This is a genomic window from Phenylobacterium sp. (assembly GCF_036821595.1).
Lineage (GTDB): Bacteria > Pseudomonadota > Alphaproteobacteria > Caulobacterales > Caulobacteraceae > Phenylobacterium.
Genome location: NZ_DAISJG010000002.1, coordinates 186,481 through 207,418 on the forward strand (window position 1 = coordinate 186,481; position 20,938 = coordinate 207,418).

25 protein-coding genes are annotated in these 20,938 nt (G+C 72.8%); 13 read left to right on the forward strand and 12 right to left on the reverse strand.

Annotated elements, in window-relative coordinates:
* Positions 1-90: 90 nt before the first annotated feature.
* Positions 91-393, reverse strand: coding sequence for a hypothetical protein (locus V7Z97_RS02375; RefSeq protein WP_334161173.1), 303 nt, complete (start codon positions 391-393; stop codon positions 91-93).
* Between the two features lie 166 nt (positions 394-559).
* Entirely contained in the window at positions 560-1,186 is a 627-nt protein-coding gene (locus V7Z97_RS02380; RefSeq protein WP_334161174.1) for a glutathione S-transferase family protein, read from the reverse strand.
* 227 nt (positions 1,187-1,413) lie between these two features.
* Between V7Z97_RS02380 and V7Z97_RS02385 the strand changes: the two genes are divergently transcribed.
* A complete protein-coding gene (locus V7Z97_RS02385) occupies positions 1,414-2,019 on the forward strand; it encodes a DUF6151 family protein (protein WP_334161175.1) in 606 nt (201 codons plus the stop codon).
* On the opposite strand, the gene V7Z97_RS02390 is transcribed toward V7Z97_RS02385, so the two are convergent.
* The gene (locus V7Z97_RS02390; RefSeq protein WP_334161176.1) at positions 2,016-3,314 is read right to left on the reverse strand and encodes an O-acetylhomoserine aminocarboxypropyltransferase/cysteine synthase family protein; all 1,299 of its coding nucleotides are present in this window, start codon (positions 3,312-3,314) and stop codon (positions 2,016-2,018) included. The two genes, V7Z97_RS02385 and V7Z97_RS02390, sit on opposite strands and share 4 nt — an antisense overlap.
* A 167-nt stretch (positions 3,315-3,481) precedes the next feature.
* Between V7Z97_RS02390 and V7Z97_RS02395 the strand changes: the two genes are divergently transcribed.
* Entirely contained in the window at positions 3,482-4,165 is a 684-nt protein-coding gene (locus tag V7Z97_RS02395) for a lysoplasmalogenase family protein (protein WP_334161177.1), read from the forward strand.
* Here V7Z97_RS02395 and V7Z97_RS02400 read toward each other — a convergent pair.
* Positions 4,149-5,825, reverse strand: a complete 1,677-nt coding sequence (locus V7Z97_RS02400) for a hypothetical protein (protein WP_334161179.1) — start codon at positions 5,823-5,825, stop codon at positions 4,149-4,151. The genes V7Z97_RS02395 and V7Z97_RS02400 overlap by 17 nt on opposite strands.
* A 117-nt stretch (positions 5,826-5,942) precedes the next feature.
* On the opposite strand from V7Z97_RS02400, the gene V7Z97_RS02405 reads away from it, so the two are divergent.
* Positions 5,943-6,206, forward strand: a complete 264-nt coding sequence (locus V7Z97_RS02405; protein WP_334161180.1) for a hypothetical protein — start codon at positions 5,943-5,945, stop codon at positions 6,204-6,206.
* A 4-nt stretch (positions 6,207-6,210) separates the two neighbouring features.
* Here V7Z97_RS02405 and mtgA read toward each other — a convergent pair whose 3' ends face one another.
* Complete coding sequence (gene mtgA, locus V7Z97_RS02410; protein ID WP_334161182.1) at positions 6,211-6,888, reverse strand: monofunctional biosynthetic peptidoglycan transglycosylase; 678 nt, start codon at positions 6,886-6,888, stop codon at positions 6,211-6,213.
* A gap of 84 nt (positions 6,889-6,972) precedes the next feature.
* On the opposite strand from mtgA, the gene V7Z97_RS02415 reads away from it, so the two are divergent.
* Together V7Z97_RS02415 and V7Z97_RS02420 are read left to right on the forward strand one after the other, a co-directional pair.
* Entirely contained in the window at positions 6,973-7,635 is a 663-nt protein-coding gene (locus V7Z97_RS02415; protein ID WP_334161183.1) for a nitroreductase, read from the forward strand.
* Positions 7,636-7,688: 53 nt separating this feature from the next.
* Positions 7,689-7,916 carry a hypothetical protein gene (locus V7Z97_RS02420; RefSeq protein ID WP_334161184.1) on the forward strand — a complete coding sequence of 76 codons (228 nt, stop codon included), beginning with the start codon at positions 7,689-7,691 and terminating at the stop codon, positions 7,914-7,916.
* Here V7Z97_RS02420 and V7Z97_RS02425 read toward each other — a convergent pair.
* A complete protein-coding gene (locus V7Z97_RS02425) occupies positions 7,913-8,881 on the reverse strand; it encodes a WD40 repeat domain-containing protein (RefSeq protein WP_334161185.1) in 969 nt (322 codons plus the stop codon). The two genes, V7Z97_RS02420 and V7Z97_RS02425, sit on opposite strands and share 4 nt — an antisense overlap.
* A 158-nt stretch (positions 8,882-9,039) precedes the next feature.
* Here V7Z97_RS02425 and V7Z97_RS02430 point away from each other — a divergent pair, with 158 nt between their 5' ends.
* Positions 9,040-9,483 (forward strand): biopolymer transporter ExbD, encoded by a 444-nt coding sequence (locus V7Z97_RS02430; RefSeq protein WP_334161186.1) that lies wholly within the window; start codon positions 9,040-9,042, stop codon positions 9,481-9,483.
* A 457-nt stretch (positions 9,484-9,940) separates the two neighbouring features.
* Here V7Z97_RS02430 and V7Z97_RS02435 read toward each other — a convergent pair whose 3' ends face one another.
* A complete protein-coding gene (locus V7Z97_RS02435) occupies positions 9,941-11,014 on the reverse strand; it encodes a CobW family GTP-binding protein (RefSeq protein ID WP_334161187.1) in 1,074 nt (357 codons plus the stop codon).
* 75 nt (positions 11,015-11,089) lie between these two features.
* Between V7Z97_RS02435 and dmeF the strand changes: the two genes are divergently transcribed.
* Both dmeF and V7Z97_RS02445 read left to right on the forward strand, forming a co-directional pair.
* A complete protein-coding gene (gene dmeF / locus V7Z97_RS02440; RefSeq protein WP_334161188.1) occupies positions 11,090-12,049 on the forward strand; it encodes a CDF family Co(II)/Ni(II) efflux transporter DmeF in 960 nt (319 codons plus the stop codon).
* A gap of 64 nt (positions 12,050-12,113) precedes the next feature.
* On the forward strand, positions 12,114-13,289 hold the full coding sequence (locus V7Z97_RS02445) for a serine hydrolase (RefSeq protein WP_334161189.1): 1,176 nt from the start codon (positions 12,114-12,116) through the stop codon (positions 13,287-13,289).
* A gap of 135 nt (positions 13,290-13,424) precedes the next feature.
* Here the strand turns inward: V7Z97_RS02445 and V7Z97_RS02450 are convergent, their stop codons facing one another.
* Positions 13,425-13,850, reverse strand: coding sequence for a hypothetical protein (locus V7Z97_RS02450; protein WP_334161190.1), 426 nt, complete (start codon positions 13,848-13,850; stop codon positions 13,425-13,427).
* Between the two features lie 108 nt (positions 13,851-13,958).
* Here V7Z97_RS02450 and V7Z97_RS02455 point away from each other — a divergent pair, with 108 nt between their 5' ends.
* Genes V7Z97_RS02455 through V7Z97_RS02465 form a run of 3 tightly spaced genes read left to right on the forward strand, consistent with a single transcriptional unit; the run spans position 13,959 to position 15,587 of the window.
* Positions 13,959-14,207 carry a hypothetical protein gene (locus tag V7Z97_RS02455; protein ID WP_334161191.1) on the forward strand — a complete coding sequence of 83 codons (249 nt, stop codon included), beginning with the start codon at positions 13,959-13,961 and terminating at the stop codon, positions 14,205-14,207.
* A 31-nt stretch (positions 14,208-14,238) separates the two neighbouring features.
* Entirely contained in the window at positions 14,239-14,589 is a 351-nt protein-coding gene (locus V7Z97_RS02460; RefSeq protein ID WP_334161192.1) for a hypothetical protein, read from the forward strand.
* Positions 14,586-15,587, forward strand: coding sequence for an aspartyl protease family protein (locus V7Z97_RS02465; RefSeq protein ID WP_334161193.1), 1,002 nt, complete (start codon positions 14,586-14,588; stop codon positions 15,585-15,587). The genes V7Z97_RS02460 and V7Z97_RS02465 overlap by 4 nt, the downstream gene beginning before the upstream one ends.
* Here V7Z97_RS02465 and V7Z97_RS02470 read toward each other — a convergent pair.
* Positions 15,584-16,765, reverse strand: a complete 1,182-nt coding sequence (locus tag V7Z97_RS02470; RefSeq protein ID WP_334161194.1) for a hypothetical protein — start codon at positions 16,763-16,765, stop codon at positions 15,584-15,586. The genes V7Z97_RS02465 and V7Z97_RS02470 overlap by 4 nt on opposite strands.
* Positions 16,766-16,902: 137 nt before the next feature.
* The gene (locus V7Z97_RS02475) at positions 16,903-18,267 is read right to left on the reverse strand and encodes a M28 family peptidase (RefSeq protein WP_334161195.1); all 1,365 of its coding nucleotides are present in this window, start codon (positions 18,265-18,267) and stop codon (positions 16,903-16,905) included.
* A gap of 104 nt (positions 18,268-18,371) precedes the next feature.
* On the opposite strand from V7Z97_RS02475, the gene V7Z97_RS02480 reads away from it, so the two are divergent.
* The gene (locus V7Z97_RS02480; RefSeq protein WP_334161196.1) at positions 18,372-18,629 is read left to right on the forward strand and encodes an aa3-type cytochrome c oxidase subunit IV; all 258 of its coding nucleotides are present in this window, start codon (positions 18,372-18,374) and stop codon (positions 18,627-18,629) included.
* Here V7Z97_RS02480 and nhaA read toward each other — a convergent pair.
* Complete coding sequence (gene nhaA / locus V7Z97_RS02485; RefSeq protein ID WP_334161197.1) at positions 18,577-19,848, reverse strand: Na+/H+ antiporter NhaA; 1,272 nt, start codon at positions 19,846-19,848, stop codon at positions 18,577-18,579. The two genes, V7Z97_RS02480 and nhaA, sit on opposite strands and share 53 nt — an antisense overlap.
* 224 nt (positions 19,849-20,072) lie before the next feature.
* Between nhaA and V7Z97_RS02490 the strand changes: the two genes are divergently transcribed.
* Positions 20,073-20,297 carry a hypothetical protein gene (locus V7Z97_RS02490; protein ID WP_334161198.1) on the forward strand — a complete coding sequence of 75 codons (225 nt, stop codon included), beginning with the start codon at positions 20,073-20,075 and terminating at the stop codon, positions 20,295-20,297.
* A 22-nt stretch (positions 20,298-20,319) separates the two neighbouring features.
* On the opposite strand, the gene V7Z97_RS02495 is transcribed toward V7Z97_RS02490, so the two are convergent.
* Positions 20,320-20,811, reverse strand: coding sequence for a flavodoxin family protein (locus V7Z97_RS02495; RefSeq protein ID WP_334161199.1), 492 nt, complete (start codon positions 20,809-20,811; stop codon positions 20,320-20,322).
* Positions 20,812-20,938 lie beyond the last annotated feature (127 nt).

Genomic DNA, 20,938 nt, shown 5'->3' on the forward strand with positions numbered 1-20,938 from the left:
GCGGCATTCTCCGGGGAGAATGCGCCGCCGTGGCGGGAGCGGACTTCCGCCTTCGGCGGCGCCGGAGCGCACGATCAGGCGGTCCGTCAGCTAGCGGTCATCAACATCGAGTGCTTCCAGCCGATACGGCTTGTTGCCGTGCCTGAGGAAGGTGTGGGTCGCGTGGACGACCACAGCCACGACCAGGGCCAGGATGACCAGCAGGCCGACGGCGAGCCACGGCCTGGGCACGTCGAACGCGCTTCCCACCAATCCGAGGAACGGGACAGCAAAGAGGAGGGGAAGCGCGCGGCGCCTGACGCGCCGGTGCGTCCAGCTGACGTTCGTTCGTTTCGCCTCGCGCACCATGTCTTCGTGATAGGTGCGGAGCCATGTCCGCAGGTCGCCGCCCATGGGTCCCTCGATCGGCGGCACGTTACACGCCCCGTTGCCGCTGCCCACCCATAGCTGACGTCCGGGATGTCCTGCTGTGCAGGTGCGCAGCCGAACCTCCGCTTGGGTCCCGGCTTTCGCCGGGATGAGCGGGGGTGGGTGTGTCGCGGCGCCCCCTCCACCCCTCCTAGGCCGCGACCCCCTCGTGGGAGCGGTCGAAGGCGCGCCTGTAGGCGTCGCGGGCGGTGGTGCGGGCGAGGTAGGCCTGTTCGGCGTCGCTGAGGGCGAAGCCGGCGTGGTTCGCGGCCAGCCGGAGCGCGTAGCTGACCGAGATGTCGGCGGCGGTGAACCGGTCGCCGGCCATGTAGGGCGCGCTTGCGAGCTGCCGGCGCACGAGCAGCAGCCGGCGCTCGACGCACTCGCGGGCCCAGCGGGCGCCCCAGTTGTCCCGCTCGGCCTCCGGCGCGATGAAGCCGCTGACCAGCGGGACCATGATCAGGGTCGCGAGGCCCGCCTCGCCCAGGTGGAGGAACTGCTGGTAGGCGGGGAAGGCCGGATCGTCGGGCGCCGGCTGCAGCGGCGTGGGGCCGTAGCGGCCCATCAGGTACTCTAGGATCGCCACGGACTCGACCATGGTGATGTCGCCGTCCTGGATCGCGGGCAGGAAGTCGCCCGGATTGACGGCGAGCCAGGCGGGATCCTTCTCCGCCGACAGCATGTCCACCTGCCGCACGCGGTAGGGCAGGCCCATCTCCTCCAGCAGCCAGACGACCCGCAGCGACCTGGACGTCTGCCCGCCCCATACCGTGATCATCGCGCCGGTTCTCCCTCCGCTCCTGGTTACAGGACGCACGGCGCCCGGAACATCCGACACTGGCGGACGGCGCCGTCTATCGCCGGCGCGGCGGCGCGGTGTGGCGCTTGGGAACATGGACCCCAAGGGCGGGAGGGGAGGTGTCGGCGGGCCCGCGCCGGCGTTGACAGCGCAGGGGGTGGCGCTCACCGTCGGACTACAGGCGTAAAAATCACGCGAGGCGGCGCATGCTCCATCCTCTGGCCTGCCGGTGCGGCGCGGTGCGGGGGAGCGTCGACACGGCCGCGCCGCACGAGCGGATCACCTGCTACTGCGCCGACTGCCAGGCCTATGCGCAGTTCCTGGGCCGGCCCGACGCGGACCTGGACGCGCGCGGCGGCACGAACGCCCTGCTGACGGTCCCGAGCGCGATCCGGATCGATTCCGGCGCGCAGCGGCTGGCCTGCGTGCGCATGACGCGGCGGGGGCCGCTGCGCTGGTACGCGGCCTGCTGCAACACGCCGGTCGCCAACACCGGCCCCTCGCACAAGGCAGCCTACGCCTCGCTGCTGGCGCCGTCGCTGGGCGGGGCGGGGCCGGCGCTCGACGCCGCGTTCGGGCCCGCGCGGCTGTTCGGCTTCGTCCGCCACGCGAGGGGTGAGCCGAAGCCGCCGCAGACCCCGTTAGCGGGCGTGCTGCTGCGCGTGGTGGCGCGGAGCCTGAAGGCGCGGCTGGACGGCAGCTACCGGAAGACGCCGTTCTTCGACGTGGCGACCGGCAGGCCGGTGGCGGAACCGAAGGTCCTGGCGCCGGAAGAGCGGGCGCGGCTGGTGGCGGCGGCGGTCGGAGCCTAGGCGCCCGCCGCCGAGAGCGCCTGGTCGAGGTCGGCGATGATGTCGTCGATGTGCTCCAGCCCGACCGACAGCCGAACGTAGCCGGGCGAGACGCCGGTGGCGAGCTGGGCCTCGGCGTCGAGCTGGGAGTGGGTGGTGGACGCCGGGTGGATCGCCAGGCTGCGGACGTCGCCGATGTTGGCCACGTGGTAGAACAGCTTCAGCCCGTCGATGAACCGGCGGCCCGCCTCGACGCCGCCGGCCAGCTCGAAGCCCAGGAGCCCGCCGTGGCCGCCGGCCAGATAGCGGTCGGCCCGCGCCCGGGCTTCGCCGGACTGCTGGCTGGGGTGGATGACCCGGGTGACGCCCGGGCGCGCCGCCAGCCAGGCGGCGACGGCGGCGGCGTTCTGGCAGTGGCGGGGCATGCGCAGCGGCAAGGTCTCCACCCCCTGCAGGATCTGGAAGGCGTTGAACGGCGAGATCGCCGAGCCCAGGTCGCGCAGCAGCACGGTGCGCGCCCGCAGGATGTAGGCGATCGGCCCCATCGGCTTGACCGCCTCGGTCCACACCGCGCCGTGGTAGGATGGGTCGGGGCTGTTCAGCGCCGGCTGGCGCTCGCCCGCGGCTTCCCAGTCGAACTTGCCCCCGTCGACGATCAGGCCGCCGATCGAGGTGCCGTGGCCGCCCAGGTACTTGGTCGCCGAGTAGACGACGATCGCCGCCCCGTGGTCGAGCGGCCGGCACAGCAGGGGGGCGGCGGTGTTGTCCATGATCAGCGGCACGCCGTGCCGGCGCCCGATGGCCGCCACCTCGGCGATCGGGAAGACCTCCAGCCGCGGGTTCGGCAGGGTCTCGGCGTAGTAGGCGCGGGTCCGGGCGTCGGTGGCGCGCTGGAAGCTCTCCGGGTCGTCGGGGTCGGCGAACCGCACCTCGATCCCCTGGTTGCGCAGGGTGTTGGCGAACAGGTTCCAGGTGCCGCCGTAGAGGGCGGTGGAGCTGACCACGTTGTCGCCGGCGCTGGCGAGGTTCTGCAGCGCCATGGCCGAGGCCGCCTGGCCGGACGCGAGGCCGAGCGCCGCCACGCCGCCCTCGAGCGCGGCCACCCGCTGCTCCAGCACGTCGGTCGTGGGGTTCATGATCCGGGTGTAGATGTTGCCGGCCTCCTGCAGGGCGAACAGGGCCGAGGCGTGGGCGGTGTCGCGGAACTGGTAGGAGGTGGTCTGGTGGATCGGCACGGCGACGGAGCCGGTGGTGGGGTCGGCCCGCCAGCCGGCGTGCAGGGCCAGGGTCTCGGGATGCAGCGGCTTGGGGCTCATGGGACGTCGCTCCGGCTGGGGTTAGGCGCGCTCCGAGTAACCAGACCGGCCGCCCGGAGGGAAGCGCGACGCGACGTCAAGCCCGCCCCCGGCGTCCGGCCGGCGCAGGCGCAGCGGGCGGAAGCTCTGCTATAGAACCCTGAAACGGGACTTCGGGGGAGGAACGGATGGACCGGCGCAGGCTGGCGGCGTGGGCGCTGGGCGCGGCCCTGCTGGGCGGGGTGAGCTATGTGGCCTCGTGGGAAATGGACCTGCCGCGCGCCTGGTCGGTGGCCTGGAAGGGCACGGGGGTGGGCTTCCTGACCCTCTATGCGGCGCTGATGGCCCGGCGGTTCGACGGCTGGCTGCTGACCGCGGTGATGGGGCTGGGCTTCCTGGGCGACGTGCTGCTGGACGGACAGGACATGACGGCCGGCGGCGTGGCCTTCCTGGCCGGGCACCTGCTGGCCGTGTGGCTCTACCTGAAGAACCGGCGGGCGGGGCTGAGCCGCCCGGACTGGGCGTTCGCCGGGCTGCTGGTCCCGGCCGTGGCGGCGGCGGCCTGGGCCCTGCCGGACGACCGGGCCGCGGCCGTCGGCATCGGGATCTATGCGGCGGGCGGGGCGCTGATGGCCGGGGCGGCCTGGCTGAGCCGGTTCCCGCGCCACCTGACGGCGCTGGGCACCCTGATGTTCGTGGTCTCCGACCTGCTGATCTTCGCCCGAATCGGGCCGCTGGCCGGACAGGCCTGGGTCGGCTTCGGGGTGTGGAGCCTCTATTTCGCCGGCCAGGCGCTGGTCTGCGTCAGCGTCGCCCGGGCGCTGGCGGGCGAGGCGGCGGGGCGGCGGGGCCCGGTCAGCGCGGCGGCGTGAGCGGCAGCTTGTCGAGCAGGTCGGCGCGGGCGAGGCGGCGGGCGAGGTCGTCCAGGGCGGCGGCCTCCGGCGTCTCGGCGCGGGCCAGCGCCGCCACCGCCTCGGCGAGCCGGCGGTCGTAGCGCACCGGCAGCAGGCTGTCGGCGCCCTGGTGGTCCGGGCCGGTCTCGTTGGGCCGGCGCGGGGTGAGCAGGACCAGCAGGTTGTGGCGCAGGCGTCGGTCGACCCGCCGGGCCGCGAACAGGCCGGCGACCGGCAGGCGGCCGACCAGCGGGATCTCGCTGGCCGTGCGGTCGTCCTCGCGCTCGGTCAGGCCGGAGAGCACCAGGGTCTCGCCGAAGCGGATGCGGACGTTGGCGGCGACCGAGTTGCTGGTGGTCTGGATGCCCTGGTCGAGCTGGGCGTCGAGCTGGTCCTCCAGGTAGGAGCGGCCGGCGGCGACCGCCAGCAGCATCTCGTCGTCGGACAGGAAGGTGGGGGTGACCGCCAGGGAGACGCCGATGGTCTTCTCCTCCAGCGAGCTGGCGTACTGGCTGGCCAGCGGCACCGAGATGGTCGAGCCGGAGAAGAACAGCGACGGCGTGCGGTCGAGCGCCACCAGGGACGGGCGGGCGAGCACGTCGGCGCGGGAGGTGGTGTCGTCGAGGATGTCGAGCAGGTAGCTGATCCCGCCGTCGGGCAGGGAGAGGGTCAGGTAGTTGTTGTTCTGGGTCGGCGTTCCGGCCGGGCGCTCCTCGGCCACCCGGATGCGGCCGCGGGCGACGAGCTGCAGGGCGGAGAGCAGGTTGACGCCGCGGGCCGCCGAGCTCTCGTCCACCTGGCGCACGATCACCGCCTCGATCACCGCCATGGCCGGCCGCGGGGTGTCCGCGCAGGGCCCGGGCAGGGCCGACAGCGGCTGCGGCGTCAGCGACGACCCGCCGGCGCCGGAGCCGGTCGCGTAGGCCGAGGCGGACGACGAGGCGTAGACGCTGCTCGCGCTGGCCTGGGCGGCGCGCTGGGCGGCGGCCAGGCGCGCGCCCTGGCGCCAGGCGGCGACGTCGCGGGCGACGGAGGCGGCGCGGGCGGGATCGAGGCCGCGCAGGCGGTCCATGAGGGCGGCGGCGTCGGGGGCGTCAAGCGCGCCGGCGACGGTGGCCGCCGCGGCGGTCTCCGGCAGGCCGGGGGATAGGGCCGCGGCCTTCCGGCCGGCCCAGAGGGCCACGGCGAGGTCGCCGCTGCGCAGGGCGGCGAGGGCGAGGTCGGCGAAGCCCGAGGCGTCGCCGCCTTCCAGGGAGACGTACTCCGCCAGCGTCTGCTGGGCGAGGCCGGCGCGGCCGACCTGGGCGTAGAGCCGGCCGAGCTCCAGGCGGGCGGCGGAGAGGCTGGGGTCGAGCTGCAGGGCGAACTCGTAGGCCGCCGCGGCCGGGCGCCAGTCGGCGGTGTCGCGGGCCCGGAAGTCGCGGCTGAGCAGGCGGGCGTGGCGCAGGTGGGCCTGGGCGTCCTGCGGCCGGGCGCGGAGTTCGGCGACGAGGGCGGCGCGCCCGCGGCTCCCGCCGTCGGAGCCGTCGTCGAGGGCGCCCCGGGCGGCGGCCGGCCCCGCGGCGGCGGCGGACGCGGCCAGGATCAGCGCCAGCCTTGCGGCCAGGCCTCGGCGCGCGCGCCCCGCAATTCCAACCATTCGCCCGCCTCGGCCCCCGATGAGGGGGAATAGCGGCCCGGGCGCCGGCGGATTGTCAAGCTTGCCGGCGGAACCCTCCGGGTGGGATGAGGGCTTCCAAGGGCGGAGGCGGACGGCTTGGCGATCTTCGTGGCGACGCTGGAGGGATACGAGCCGGACGACCCCGCGCGGCTGACCGTGCTGGCGTTCGTGGCCGCTGAGGACGAGGCCGGGGCTCAGGCCCAGGCGCTGGCCGCCCTGGCCGAGCGGGGCTGGACGGAGGTCGCCTCGCTGCGGGCCGGCGAGGTCACCGACGAGGCGGCCGTGCCGGACGACTTCGCCACGGCCATGGACAGCGCCCGGCGCTGGGGGCTCGGGCTGATCATCTACGAGCCGGAGTGAGGGATCAGAGCACGCAGTCGGTGAGGCCCTCGCGGCGCACGGCGCGGGCGTTGCGGTTGATGGCGCCGGAGCGGCGCTGGACGTAGGGACCGGGCTTTGCCGCGCGCCAGGACAGCGGCTTGGGGACGATGGCGGCGAGCCGCGCGGCCTGGGCCGGGGTGAGGTCCTTCGCCGAGACGCCGAAGTTCTTCCGGGCGGCGGCCTCGGCGCCGTAGACGCCCGGGCCCCACTCGATGGAGTTGAGGTAGACCTCCATGATCCGCCGCTTGCCCCAGCCGAGCTCGATCAGGACGGTGAAGTAGGTCTCCAGGCCCTTCCGGACCCAGTCGCGGCGCGGCCAGAGGAAGACGTTCTTGGCGGTCTGCTGGCTGATGGTGGAGCCGCCGCGGACCTTCTTGCCGCGGGCGTTGTATTCGATGGCCTTCTCGATGGCCTCGAGGTCGAAGCCCATGTGGCGGCAGAAGCGGGCGTCCTCGGCGGCGATGACGGCGCGAACCACGGCCGGCGAGATGTCCTCCAGCGGCATCCAGGTGCGGGAGAAGCCGCGGCCCTCGACCACCCGCTGGACCATCAGGAAGGTGATCGGCGGGGGCGCGAAGCGGTAGAGGGCGACGGTCAGGACCGGGCCGATCCAGCCGACCACCAGGACGAGGATCAGGAGGGCGCTGAACAGGCGTCTCAACGGGGTCTCGTCCTTGCCATGACGTTGCGGAGCCTGTGTTAGGACCGGCGAGTAGGATGCTCGTCAAGGACGGTTAAGGAAGCCATGAACGTCTCAGAGGCGGTGGAGAAGCGCGTCTCGGTCCGGGCGTTCCGGCCGGACCCGGTGCCCGGCGCGGTGGTGCGCGAGATCCTGGAGCGGGCGGCCAAGGCTCCGTCCGGCGGCAACCTGCAGCCCTGGCGGGTCTATGCGCTCTCGGGCGCGCCGCTCGCCGAACTGAAGGCCAAGGTGGCGGCCAACCCGTTCGGCGAGGAGCCGGAGTACGACGTCTATCCGCCGAACCTGTGGGACCCGTTCCGCACGCGCAGGTTCCAGAACGGCGAGGACCTCTACGCGACGATCGGCATCCCCCGCGAGGACAAGCCCGCCAGGCTCCGGCAGCTGGCCAAGAACGGCGAGTTCTTCGGGGCGCCGGTGGGGATCTTCTTCTGCCTCGACCGCAAGCTCGGCCCCCCGCAGTGGGCGGACCTCGGCATGTACATGCAGACGGTGATGCTGCTGGCCGCCGAGCGCGGGCTGGACACCTGCGCCCAGGAGTACTGGGCGCGCTATCCGAAGACGGTGGCCGAGCAGGTGGGCCTGCCGGACGACCACATGCTGTTCTCCGGCATGGCGCTCGGCTACCGCGACGCGGACGCGCCGATCAACACGCTGAAGGCCGCCCGCGACCCGTTCGAGGCCTGGGGCGAGCTGCAGGGTTTCGACTGAAGGCCCTTGCGCGGGATCAAGGCGGCGTCACCATGAGCCGCTAGGAGGAGACCATGTCCGAGCATCCCAATGTGGGGCGGGCGGCGCTGGGCGCGGTCCTGGCGGTCGCCGGGTCCCTCCTCCTCACCGGCCTGTTCCTGGTCTCCAACAGCTCCGATCCGGCCATGGAGCAGCTGATGTTCCGGATCGGCCTGGCGCTGGCGGGCCTGCTCTCGGCGCTCGGCCAGGGGCTGGTGTTCTTCGGGATCTGGCTGCTGTGGAGCGCGGCGCGGGGCCGCTAGAGCTCCGCAACGCCGGCGTTTCCGTCCTCGTCGCCCCAGGCGACCCGCTTCGCGTCGGCGGTGATGGCGAGGGCGGTGACGGGCGAGCCCTTCTCGGCCTTGAGGGTCTGGATCTTCTGCCCGGCTAGGTCGCAGGCCTTCACCCGGCCGTCGTCGAGGCCCCAGGCGACCCACTGGCCCGAGGGCTGGCCGGCGACGATGGTGGAGAGCGCGCTCTCCTCGTAGCCGACTTCCGCCGCCTGCTTGCCCATCGGCCCCGTCGAGCCGGCGAAGGGCCAGACCACGACGCCGTTGGCGCCGGAGGTGGCCATCAGCGCCCCTTTGGCCAGGAAGGACAGGCTCTTCACCTTGGCCGGGTAGCCGCCCATGCGCATGTTCGTCTCGTCGGCGACCCGCCAGCCGTGGAGCTGGTTGTCCTGCATCGACGAGATCAGGAACTTGCCGTCCGGCGAGAAGGCGCACGCCACGTGGCTGCCGGCCCACTTCAGGATCGCCGGCTTCTGGTCGGCGATGCGGGCGTACCACAGCCAGGCGCCGCCATAGGTGGCGCAGGCGATGCGGCGGCCCTTGGGATCAAAGGCGATGGCGGCGACCGACTTCTCGTGCTGGAAGGCGCGGGTAAACGCCGGGTCGGAGGTGTCGCGCACGTGCAGCTCGCGGCCGGCGGCGAAGGCGATCAGCTTCGACTCGGCGCTGGCGGCGACGGATTCGATCCAGCGGCCGGGGACCTTGGCCAGTTCCTCGGCGCCGTCCGGCCGCGACCAGACCAGCCGGCCGTCGTCGCCGCCGGTGACCAGGCCTTCCCCCGAGGGGTGGACCGCGGCGCACAGGACGGCGCCGTCGTGGGCCTGGACGGTCTGGCCGTCCTCGAACCTCACCGTGCCGTCGCCGAGGGCGAAGACGGCGCGGCCGGCCTTGTCGAACAGGGCGGCGGTGACATAGGCGTCGAAGGCGTGGATGCTCATGGCGCCCTCACCTAGAGCGCCGGGAGCCCGCGCGGAAGGCCCATCCCGCGCGGTGAACGCGGTTCTCCGCTTCGGGCTTTACAATCCGATAACGCCTTGCCAAAGGTCACCGGACTCTAAGACGGGCGCCAAGACCGCCCCAGGGAAGGATAATACGCATGGGCGCAAAGCTGGGCGGTGGGGGCGGCAACCGTTTCGACCTCGGCCAGAACAGCGACATCAACGTCACGCCCTTCGTGGACGTGATGCTGGTGCTCCTCATCATCTTCATGGTGTCGATCCCCGCCGCGACGGTGTCGATCAAGCTCGACCTGCCGCCGGCGATCCCGCCGCCCCCGGGCACGGTCGTGAAGGAGCCGGTGCTGGTGAACATCCAGCAGGGCGGCGCCCTCTACATCGGCGAGCGGCCGACCAACCTCGACGGCTTGCCGTCGGACCTGGCCGCGGTGCTCCGCGTCGAGGACCCGACCACGGCCCCGACCGAGCAGCGGGTCTACATCCGCGCCGACCGGACCGTCCGCTACGGCGACTTCATGGCGGTGATGAACACCCTGCAGGGCAACGGCTTCTACCAGGTCGCCCTGATCAACGAAGAGATCTAGGTCCTTCGGAGACGAAATTCAGAGCCCCGTCCGGGAAACCGGGCGGGGCTTTTTCGTGGGCGGACGCGGGGGCCTGCCCTCCCCCACGTCACCACACCGTCAGCCGACCGTCGGACGACGGCAACACTACATCTGTAATATTTTACTTGCGTAGTTTCGGATTCGGCGGTCAGATCAGGCCAGACTCGCGTCCCAGCGCGGGCCCAGGACTCCACCTCCGGGAGTTGGGGGCCGGCCGTCACCGACCCGTCGGCCGGTCCCCGCCTTTTCCTTCTTCCTCGCCCTCCGTCGTCATCCCGCGGTCAGCCGAAGGCTGGTGCGGGTGACCCAAGCCGAGCCGGGGAATCCGGGACCTCCGCCTGGGTCCCCCGGATCGTGCTGCGCACGACCGTGGGATGACGACGATCAGGGGCCCTCCGAAAGATGTCGGAGGCGCAGCGCGGTCGCGCCGGGAGCGCTACGCCACCGTGCTCTCGAAGCCGGCCTTCAGCGCCGCCTCGTCGAGGTTGCGGCCGATGAAGACCAGGCGGGAGTAGCGGGGTTCGTCCTCGCGCCAGGGACGCTGGAAGTCGCCCTCGAGGATCATGTGCACGGCCTGGAAGACCAGGCGGCGGTCGTCGCCGGCGACGTCGAGGATCCCCTTGGCGCGCAGGATGTCCGGCCCCTGGGTCTGCAGGACGTTGTTGAGCCAGGCGGTGACCTTGTTCCCGTTCAGCGGCCTGTCGCTGGTCAGCGAGATCCCGCGGATGCCGCTCTCGGCCACGTGGTCGTGGATGTGGTCGTGACCATGGTCATGGTGGGCGTGATCGTGGCCGTGGTGATGGTCATGGTCGTGGTGGTCGTGGCCGCAGTGCTCGTCGTGCACGTGGCCGGGTTCGCCGTGGCCGGGGTTGAGGAAGTCCGGCTCCAGCTCGGTGATGCGCGCCAGGTCGAAGGAGCCGCGGCCCAGCACCTGCTCCAGCGGCACGTTGGAGCGCTGCGCCCGGTGGATGGGGGCCAGGGGATTCAGCGTGCGGATCGCGCGCTCCACCTCGGCCAGCTCGGCCTCGGAGACGAGGTCGGTCTTGTTGAGGATGATCTGGTCGGCGAAGGCGATCTGCTCCGCCGCCTCCTTCGAATCCTTCAGCCGCAGCGGCAGGTGCTTGGCGTCGACGACCGTGGTCACGCTGTCGAGCTGGGTCTTGGCGCGGACGTCCTCGTCCACGAAGAAGGTCTGGGCCACCGGGCCGGGGTCGGCGAGGCCGGTGGTCTCGACGATGATCGCGTCGAAGCCGCCCTTCCGCTTCATGAGCCCCTGGACCACCCGGATCAGGTCGCCGCGCACGGTGCAGCAGACGCAGCCGTTGTTCATCTCGAAGACCTCTTCGTCGGCCCCGACGATCAGGTCGTTGTCGATGCCTACCTCGCCGAACTCGTTGACGATCACGGCGTACTTCCTGCCGTGCTCCTCCGAGAGGATGCGGTTGAGCAGGGTGGTCTTGCCGGCGCCGAGGTAGCCGGTCAGCACGGTCACGGGAGTCTTGTCGGTCATGACCCGCCATGTAGCGACGCGGCGCGCGGTTATGAAGTGGCGTTCTGCAACGCCGGTGTTATATCGTAACACCTGATGACCGCCGCCGATCCCCCGCGGGCCCCCGACGCCCTGCCCGACGCGCTCGACGCCTTCCGGGAGGACCGCACCTACCTGGGCGCGGACCACCGCCGCAACGAGCGCCGCACCTGGATCGTCACGGCGATCTGCGCGGTGACCTTCCTGGCCCTGCTGGCCGGCGGCCTGATGACCCGCTCCATGGCGCTGATGGCGGCGGGCCTGCACATGGGCGCCCATGTGGCGGCCCTGCTGGTGGCGGCCGGCGCCTACGCCTTCGCGCGACGGCGCGCCGAGGACCGGGCGTTCAGCTTCGGCACCGGCAAGGTGGGCTATCTGGCCGGCTTCGCGAACGCCGTGGTGCTGGCCATCACCGCCGTGCTGATCCTGGTGGAAAGCGCCGGCCGGGTGCTGAACCCGCAGGCGGTGGACTACCACGGAGCCCTGCCGATCGCGCTCGGCGGCCTGGGGGTGACCCTGGTCTGCATCTGGCTGCTCCGGCCCACCAAGGCCCACGCCGCCCGCCACGACACCGACGGCGACCTGAACCTCTCGGCCGTGCACCTTCACCTGAGCGCCGACGCTGCGGTCTCGGTGTTCGCCGTGGCCGCGATCCTGGCCGGGGACCGGCTGGGGCTGGAGTTCCTCGACACCCTGGCCGGGCTGGTGGCGGCGGGCCTCGTCGCCCAATTCGCGTTCGCCCTCATGCGCAAGGCGGGCAGGCCGCTGCTGGACATCAACCCCTCCCCCCTCCTGACTCGGGAGGTGCGCGACCGGCTGTCGGCGCAGGGCGAGACGGTGGTGGACCTGCACCTCTGGCGCCTGGGTCCCGGCCACCACGCGGTGATCGCGGTGATCGCCGCCGAGCATCCCGAGCCTGTCGAGGCCTACCACGCGCGGCTGAAGGGGCTGGCGGGGCTGAGCCACGTGACCCTGGAGGTGCGCGGCGGGGACGGGGTGTGCGGGCACGCGCACTGAGCCGTGTGGGATAGCGTGACCGTGACTACGGCCACGTTTGACGCGGCCGTGCGTTTGGGCCCTGATGAAGGCGATGTTTGGCAAGCTTGCGGCCCCGGTGCGGGCCAGACCCCGGGCGATCGCCGCCGCCGGCCTGCTGGTCGCCGCCGCGGCGGCAGCGGGGGGCTGGGCGGGCGTCCAGCAGAGCGCGCCGGACGTGGCGCTCACCGCCGCGCGCCGCATCGCCGTGGAGTTCGAGCCCGCCCCCCCCCCGCCGCCGGCGGGCCTGCAGTCGCGGCTCGAGGCCCTGGCCGAGGCCTATGGCGAGGACGTGGGCATCGCCGTCACCGACGTCGAGGCCGGCTGGACCGCCCAGGTGGACGGCGAGGGCCTCTATCCGCAGCAGAGCGTGTCGAAGCTGTGGGTGGCGGTGGCGACCCTGGAGGCCATCGACCGCGGCACCACCACGCTCGACAGGATGGTGCTGCTGGGTCCCGACGACCGCAGCGTCTTCTACCAGCCGCTCGGGCGCAGGATCCGCAACGACGGCATACCGATCAGCATCGAGGCCCTTCTGCGCTGGGCGATCACCGAGAGCGACAACTCGGCCAACGACAAGCTGATGCGCGAGCTGGGCGGCGCCGATGCGGTGACCACCATCCTGGCCGACAAGGGGCTGGGCGACCTCCGGGTCGGGGCCTACGAGCGTGACCTGCAGGCGATGATCGCCGGCATGAGCTGGCGGCCCGAGTACGGGATCGACTGGAACTTCCAGCACGCCCGCGCGGCCCTGCCCGACGGCGTGCGCGACGCGGCCATGGACGCCTACCTGGCCAACCCGGCCGACGGCGCGTCGCCGGTGGCGATCGCCCATGCGCTGGCGGCGCTGAAGAAGGGCGAGTTGCTGTCGCCGGCGTCCACCGAGGTGCTGGTGGGCCTGCTGCACGACACCCGCACGGGGCCACGGCGGCTGAAGGCGGGCCTGCCGACCGGCTTCACGCTGGGCCACAAGACCGGCACCGGCCAGGACTGGCGCGGGGCCTCTGTGGGCATCAACGACGTCGGCCTGATCACCGCGCCGGACGGCCGGACCTATGCGGTCGCGGTGATGATGCGCCGGACGAGCAAGCCCGTGGGGGCGAGGCTCGCCTTCCACCAGGCCGTGAGCCGCGCGGTCGCCGAGCACTGGCTGGCCAGCCGCGACCTCCCCGCCGACCGCCGCATCGCCGCCGCGGCCGGGACGGTGGAGACGGGGCTGTAGGCCGAGCCATCGCCATCACACGGTCAGCCGCAGGCTGATCCGGGTGACCCAAGCCGCGTTGGCGATCCGGCGCGGCCGCTTGGGTCCCGCCGGATCGTGCTGCGCACGACCGTGGGATGACGCAAGCGGGGACGCTCAGCTCCCCGCGCCGTTGCGGGGTTTCTGGATGCCCTTGACGAGGCGCAGCTCGATGGGGACGCCGGCGAGGTCCTTGCCGGTCCAGGTGACGCCGATGTCGCCCTGGTCGGGAAAGTGGGTGCAGTAGGAGATCGGCGCCGGGAACGGCCGGGACTGCTTCAGGCAGACCTTCTCCCCCTTCAGGCTCCACTTGCCCGAGGACGGCTTGCCGCGGCGGCCGACGGCCTCGTAGCTGCCGTCCGGACTGAGCCAGATGCGCTGGTGCTTGCCGTCCGGATAGGTGGCCAGCACGGTGTTGCCGAACGCCGCGGCGACGTCCCTGAGGTCGGCCGCCTGGGCGTTGAGGGCGGAAAAGGCCACCCATCCGCCCAGGGCCACGCGGGCCAGCAGCCGGGCGGTTCCGGCGTTCTTTCTCGTTCGCATGACCGCGTTCAACACAATGACAAACCTCGGGTTCCAACGGCTCCGGCTGGACTCCTGACCTTCGGCGGGTGAACTGGAGATGACAGGCGCTTACGGAGCAAGGCCCCCATGAACGACGACAATCCCATTTCGGCCGAGGCCGAGCGGGCGGGCATGCTGCAGGCCCTGCACGCCCTGATCGTGGGCACGCTCTCGACCCTGCGGCGCAAGGGTGTGCTGACGTCGGAGGACCTCGACCAGCTGTTCGAGGCGGGGCTGACGGCCTTCGAGCGCGGCGAGCAGGACGAGACCCGGCAGGCCGCGCGACTGACGCTGGAGATCCTGGCCCGCTCCCTGCGGGACCCGCCGGCCGCCTGAGGTGTTCTGGAGAGGACAGGAGACCTCGACCATGACCCACCTCGACAGCGCGACACCCCGGCCGCGTGGCTCCACCACCGCCCAGCTGAGCGACGACATCCAGAGCGGGCGCACCGGCGACAAGGTGGCGGGCTTCGACCCGGCCGCCTCGCCGCTGGGCACCGACGACGAGGCGGCGGGCACGCCGCCGTCGCCGGAGACGGTGCACGCCACGCGCGCCGCGGAGCAGGCCGGCCGTCCGTCCAGCGCCACCAAGAACGCCGCCACGCCGGACCTGCAGCCGGACGCCCGCCTGGGCGGCCAGAAGGGCATGATGGTCGCCGCGGTGGCCGGGGTCGGCGCCGCGGCCCTGCTGGGCCTCGTCCTCATCGCGGCGCTTTGAACCGACGGGCCCTCCTCACCCAGCTCGGGCTGCTCGCCGCCGGCGGGGCCGGGGTCTGGCTGCTGCGCGAGCGGCTGGCCTGGCCCGCGCCGGAGGTGCTGTTCGCCGGCGGGGGGGAGACCACCGGCTGGATCGCCCTGCCGGAGCCGGGCGGGCTCGTGGAGCTGGCGGCGCGGGTCGGCGGGCGCGAGATCCGGGCGGTGCTGGATTCCGGGGCCCAGTACTCGGCCATCGACACCGGCCTGGCGACCGAGCTCGCCCTGCCGCAGGCCTCGCCCGTGCCCATGCTTGCCTTCGGGGTGAGCGGTCAGCCCAGCGTCACCCGCTCCGTCCGGCTGGACCTGGACCTGGGGGCCATGCGGCTCTCGGGCCTGCGGGCCGCGACGCTCGACCTGCATCCGCTGTCGCGGCTGACCCGGCGGCCGTTCTCCATGCTGCTCGGCCGCGACCTGCTCAGGGCCGTGGTCGCCGACATCGACTTCCCCCGCGCGCGGGCCGCGTTCTGGCGCACGGGCGCGTGGGCTCCGGGCGCGGACTGGCGGGCGGCGACCGTCCGGGCCGGGACCTCCGCGGCGCTGATGGCCGAGGTGCAGGTGGAGGCCGCCGCCCCGATCGACGTCATGGTCGACACCGGCGCCACGGGGGCGCTGGCGCTGTCGGAGAAGGCGGCGACCGCGGCGGGCCTGCTGGCCGGGCGGGAGGTGCGCAGCGGCCGCTCGGTGACGCTGGGCGGGGTCAGCCAGGACCGGATGGTGCAGGCCCGGCAGGTGCGCTTCGCCGGCCACGCGTTCGAGGGCCTGGACGTGCAGATCTTCGCCCCGGCCGTGCAGGGGCCGATCCCCGACGGCCTGCTGGGGCTGGGCATCCTCAGCCGCTTCCGGGTGGCGCTGGACCACGCCCGGGGACGGATGTTCCTGATGGGACCCTACGACATCGCGCCCCGCCGGACGCGGCGCGTGCGGATCACGCCGACGCCGGGGATGGCGGCGGAGGACTAGTCGCCCTTGCCGCCCTTGCCGTGGCCCTCGCCCTTGCCGTTGCCGCCCTTGCCGCGTCCGTTGTCGTCGCCGCCGTGGCCCTTGCCGCCGCCATGGCCCTTGGGGCCGTCGTCGTGGCGCTTCCCGCCGCCGCCGCGGCCCTCGCCGCCGCGGGGACGCCAGTCGCGATTGTCGGCCACGGCGACCGGACGGGCCTCGCGGACGTTGTGGTCGACGTCATGGCCGCGCCCGCGGCCGCGGTGGTCGTCGCGGCCGTGGCGGTCGGGCTCCAGGCGGGGGGCCGGACCGTAGGCGACGCGGGCGGCGCGGTCGTCCTCGCGGATCGCCTTGCGCCATTCCTTCTCGTCCTTGCGCCAGGCCTTGTCCTGCGCCTTCGCCCATTTGCGCTCGACCTTCTCCGCCTCGCGTGCGCGGCGCAGGCGCTCGGCCTCGAAGGCGCGCAGCTCGCGCTGACCGCTCGAGACACGGTAGGCCCGCCAGGGCTCGACCCGGTCGGCCGCGGCCATCCAGGGCTGCCAGGCGGTGCGCAGCAGGGGCGCGCGGTCCTCCCAGCGGTCATACCAGACGGGATCGGCGGCCAGGGCGTACCGCGGCTCGGCATAGTAGGTCCGACGCAGGTCGTGGCCGCGGTTCAGGTAGGCCCCGGCGACACCCGCCAGCGGGTAGAGCTGGTCGTTCCCCAGCAGCGCGCCGGCGGCGGTGAAAACGGCGGCGAGCGTCCCGTCGTCGCCGTAGGCGTAGCCGTAGCGCGGGTCGCGGACGAAGTAGGGGTAAGCCTCGCCGGGCTCGTAATAGTAGAACCGGTAGCCGTCATCGAGCGGCTCGGCGAACATCAGCTCGTCGCCGGCGGTCTGCCAGGCCCAGGGCTCCACCTCGCCATACTGGAAGCCGTAGTCCGGCGGCGCCTGCCAGGCGGCGCGGTCGTAGGCGTAGGCCCGCTCGGCGAGCGCATAGCCGTCGTAGACGTCGCCCACAGGGCGGATCGGCGCGGCCTCGGCCGGGTCCAGCGGCCCCAGCGCGTAGGGATAGCCGGCCAGCTCCGCGCCGGGGGCGGCGGCGTAGGCGACCGCCGGCTCGCCCCGGGCGAGCAGCGGGCGGTTGTCCAGCTTGCAGGCGGAAAGGCCGAGCGCGAGGCCGGTCGTGGCCATCAGCGCCAGGGTGGTGCGGGGGGAAGGCATGGTGGTTCGAACCGCGGTTGCGCGCCGCGAGGCGCAGACGTGTCCCTCTGAAGTGTCGTCGGGAGAACACGTCAGTCCGCGGTCAGGTTGCGCCGGCGGCGCTCCTCCCCCGCAGACGGGGGAAGATATCCAGGCGCTCAGTTGGCCGGGGTGGTGCGTTCCCAGCGGCCGGGGGCGCCGGGGTAGACGACGGGGCTCTCGTGGCCGTCGCGGCCGACGGCGCTGACGCCGAAGAACCAGTCGTCGATGTTGACCCCGGTGAGCTTCGTCTCGCCGGTCGGGGCCACGGTGCGGCTGTAGCGCCAGGTCGGATCGGTGGTGGCGCGCCACCACACCCGATAGGCGACGGCGTCCGGCGCGGGCGTCCACTTCACCGTGGTGTCGGCCGAGACCGCGCCTGCGATCTCCACGTCCTTCGGCGGGGCCGGCGCGGCGGCGAGCGCGGCAAGGCCCAGGACGTTCAGCCGGGTGACCTTGGCGAGATATGGGAAGTCCACCCCGTCGATCGTGTCGCCGTAGCGGATTCCCTTCTCGGTGCGCAGGTCCTGGTGCTGGCGGTGATAGTGCTCCTTGGCCTCGGTGATGCGCACGGCCGGGAAGCCGGCCTCCAGCATCCGCACCTGGTCGCCGCCGCGGCCGAAGCGGTCGGTGCGGTAGACCATGACCACGTCGAGGTCGGCCAGGTAGCGGTCGGCGAGGCCGTCGAGATAGCGGGCGAGCTGGCGCGACGGGCTGTCGACCTCGCCGCCGTTGTAGCGCCGGCGGTTGGCCTCCTCGGGCGTCTCGACCGCCTTGGTGCCTTCGGAGAAGACGCGGACGTGGGTGTTGTCCCGCGCCCCGCCGATTCCCTCGGTGTTGCCGATGATGTCGTTGTTGAGGTCGGCGACTACGCGCCAGCCCTGGGCGGCGGCGTAATCGGCCAGGATCTTGCCGCCGTGCAGGCCCTGCTCCTCGCCGGAAAGCGCCGCGTAGACGATGGTCGCGGGGAATTTATGCTTGGAGAGCACCCGGGCCGCCTCGATCACCGCGGCGACGCCCGAGGCGTCGTCGTTGGCGCCGGGGGCGTCGGACTTGAAGTCCATGACGTCGGTGACGCGGCTGTCCAGGTGGCCGGAGATGATCACCACCCGGCCGGGGTCGGCGGTCCCGCGCTGGATGGCCAGGACGTTCATGATCTCCGTGGGCTCGGGCACCCGTGGCGGGGCGGTGACCACGGCCGAGGGCGTCTCGACGGCAAGGCAGCCGCCGCAATCCTTCGAGATCGCGCCGAACTCGGCGGCCACCCAGCGGCGGGCGGCGCCGATGCCGCGCCGGTCCGACTTCGTCTCCGAGAGCGTGTGGCGGGTGCCGAAGGACACCATCTTCGCGATGTCGGCGCGCAGCCGATCGGGGCTGACCTGGGCGGGCAGCTCGGCCAGCAGCGGCGGCTCGGCGGGGACGGGCTGGGCGTGGGCCGCGGCGGCGATGGCGGCGCAGAGGCCGGCGAGGACGAGGGTGCGCATGGCCCGCACCCTAGCCGGAAATCGGCGGCGGGCCAGAGCTAGGGCGCTTGGCGAAACGGCGTTATGCTGGCGCTCCTGATGCCGGTCGTTTTCGGAGGCTCCGAATGGATACCGCCAGTCATCTCCGCCAGGATCCCGAGTTGGTCGCGCACGAGCGCACCTACAAGGCGTTCAACGTGCTCCTGCGATGGTGCAGCGTCCTGCTGGCCGCGACCATCATCTGGCTGACCGTCTGGTTCGCCACGCCGGGCGGCTTCCTCGGCGGGACGGTCACCGCCCTGATCGTGTTCGCGCTCGGCTGGTGGTTCGTCATCCGTCACGAGGAGAAGCAGCCTCTCGACGTCTGGGTCGAAGGGCGCTGAACCGAGTGTCGGCGTTGCGCCGGGCCTCGATCGAGCGGCTGGTGGTGGCCAGCACGGCCGCGCCCAGCAGGGCCGAGGCCAGCGAGCCGGCCAGCACGCCGAGCTTCACCTCGTCCTGCAGGAGCGGATCGTTGGGGAAGGCCAGCAGGCCGATGAACAGGCTCATGGTGAAGCCGATGCCGCAGAGCACGCTCACGCCATAGACCTGCCGCCAGGTGGCGTCCTCGGGACAATCGGCCAGGCGCAGCTTCACCGTCGCCCAGGTGAAGGCGAAGATGCCGACCTGCTTGCCGACGAACAGGCCGCCGGCGACGCCGAGGGCGACCGGGGTCATCAGCAGGGCCAGGACGTCCACGCCCACCAGGGTCACCCCGGCGTTGGCGAAGCCGAAGATCGGGATGATGGCGAAGCCGACCAACGGGTGCAGGCCGTGCTCCAGCCGGTGCAGCGGCGACTTCGCGTCGTCCGGCGCGGCCGGCGCCGGGATCAGGGGCACGGTGAAGGCGAGCGCCACGCCGGCCAGGGTGGCGTGCACCCCCGACTGCAGGACGCAGGCCCAGAGGACAGCACCCAGCGCCAGGTAGGGCCAGAGCGCCATGACCCGGAACCGGTTCAGCGCCACGAGCACGGCGAGGATCGCCGCCGCCGCGCCCAGCCAGGGCAGCGACAGCCCCTCGGAGTAGAAGAGGGCGATGATCGCCACCGCGCCTAGGTCGTCGATGATGGCCAGCGCCGTGACGAAGATCTTCAGCGAGACGGGCACCCGCTTGCCCAGCAACGCCAGCACGCCGAGCGTGAAGGCGATGTCGGTGGCCGCCGGGGCGGCCCAGCCGTGCAGTGTCTGCGGATTGCCCCAGTTGAACGCCACATAGACCGCCGCGGGCACGGCCATGCCGCCCACCGCCGCCAGCCCCGGCAGGACCCGCCGGCTCCAGGTGGAGAGCTGGCCGTCGATCAGTTCGCGCTTCACCTCCAGCCCGACGAGCAGGAAGAACAGGGCCATCAGGCCGTCGTTGATCCAGTGCAGCACGCTCAGGGGGCCGACGTAGGCGTGCAGGAAACCGAAGTAGGCCCCGGCCGCTGCGCTGTTGGCGACCAAGAGGCCCAGGGCGGCGGCGCCCATCAGGAACAGGCCGGCGAAGGCCTCGCCCTTCAGGAAGGCCCGCATCGCCGAGCGGCGGCGACGGCGGTGGCGGGCCCGGATCTCGGCAGGACTCAAGGCGGCTCCTCGGACTGGCGGGCGGGGCGAGTTCCCCAAACGGGGGCCGGCCACGCCAGGTTCTGCTGACATGTGGCGGGGCCGCGGCTCACGGCCGAGGTAGCGGCCGGGCGCAGGAGCGTAAAGTCAAGAAACCTGGAGGAGAAGCCCTGCCGGCCGCTCCGGTCGATGCAACCGAACCGAGGCTGCGCCATTCCGAATGGCGTCGCCAAGGAAGATCCGCCATGCCGCCGGTCAATGTGCTCTACGCCTTCTACTGCTCGGGCGAGGACGGCCGGCCGGTCGGTTTCCAGGCCCACGAGCTCGCCTCGGACCACCTCGCCCTGCAGGCGGCCGGCGCCCTGCTGCAGCGCACCCCCGACGTGCACCAGATCGCGGTCTGGTCCGGCGTGCGCCCCGTGCTGACCCTCACCCGCCCCGATCCGCCGCCCCTGCCGTTCGAGGTCTGACCCGCCGAGGCGCGGAGGCCCCTCAGAAGATCCCCATCGCCAGGCCCGCGGCCAGCGCCTGGCCGAGGTCCTCGCAGCGGGCGAGGTCGGGGGCCTGGAGGGTCTTCTCGGCCCAGATCGCAGGGCCGTCCTGGGCGTGGGTGATCACCACGATCGGCTCGGCGGCGGGCTTCAGCCGCCAGCCGGTGGCGATGCGGGAAACCTGGCGGACCACGCCCTGGCCGTCCGAGCCCGCGCAGACCAGCAGCGCGTAGGGCCGGCCCGACACCCGGTCGAGGGCCTCGTAGTAGGTGCGGTCGAAGAACTCCTTCATCTCCCCGGACATCGAGGCGAGGTTCTCCGGGCCGGCGAAGACGTAGCCGTCGGCGCCGAGCACGTCGTCGGCCCGGGCCTCCGCGGCCCGCACCAGCCGCACGGCGACGCCGGCCTCGGCCTGCGCCCCGCGCGCGGCCGCCTCGGCCATCTGCCGCGAGCCGCCGGTGCGGGAATGCCAGACGATCAGCAGGGTTTTCATGGGCCGCGAATAGAGCGCGGGTCGCGGCCGAGGGCCAGCGGGCCGTCGGCGAATGGCTTCCTAGAGGGGCCGGGCCTGGGCGAGGGCGCGGGCGGCGAATGGCTTCCTAGAGGGGCCGGGCCTGGGC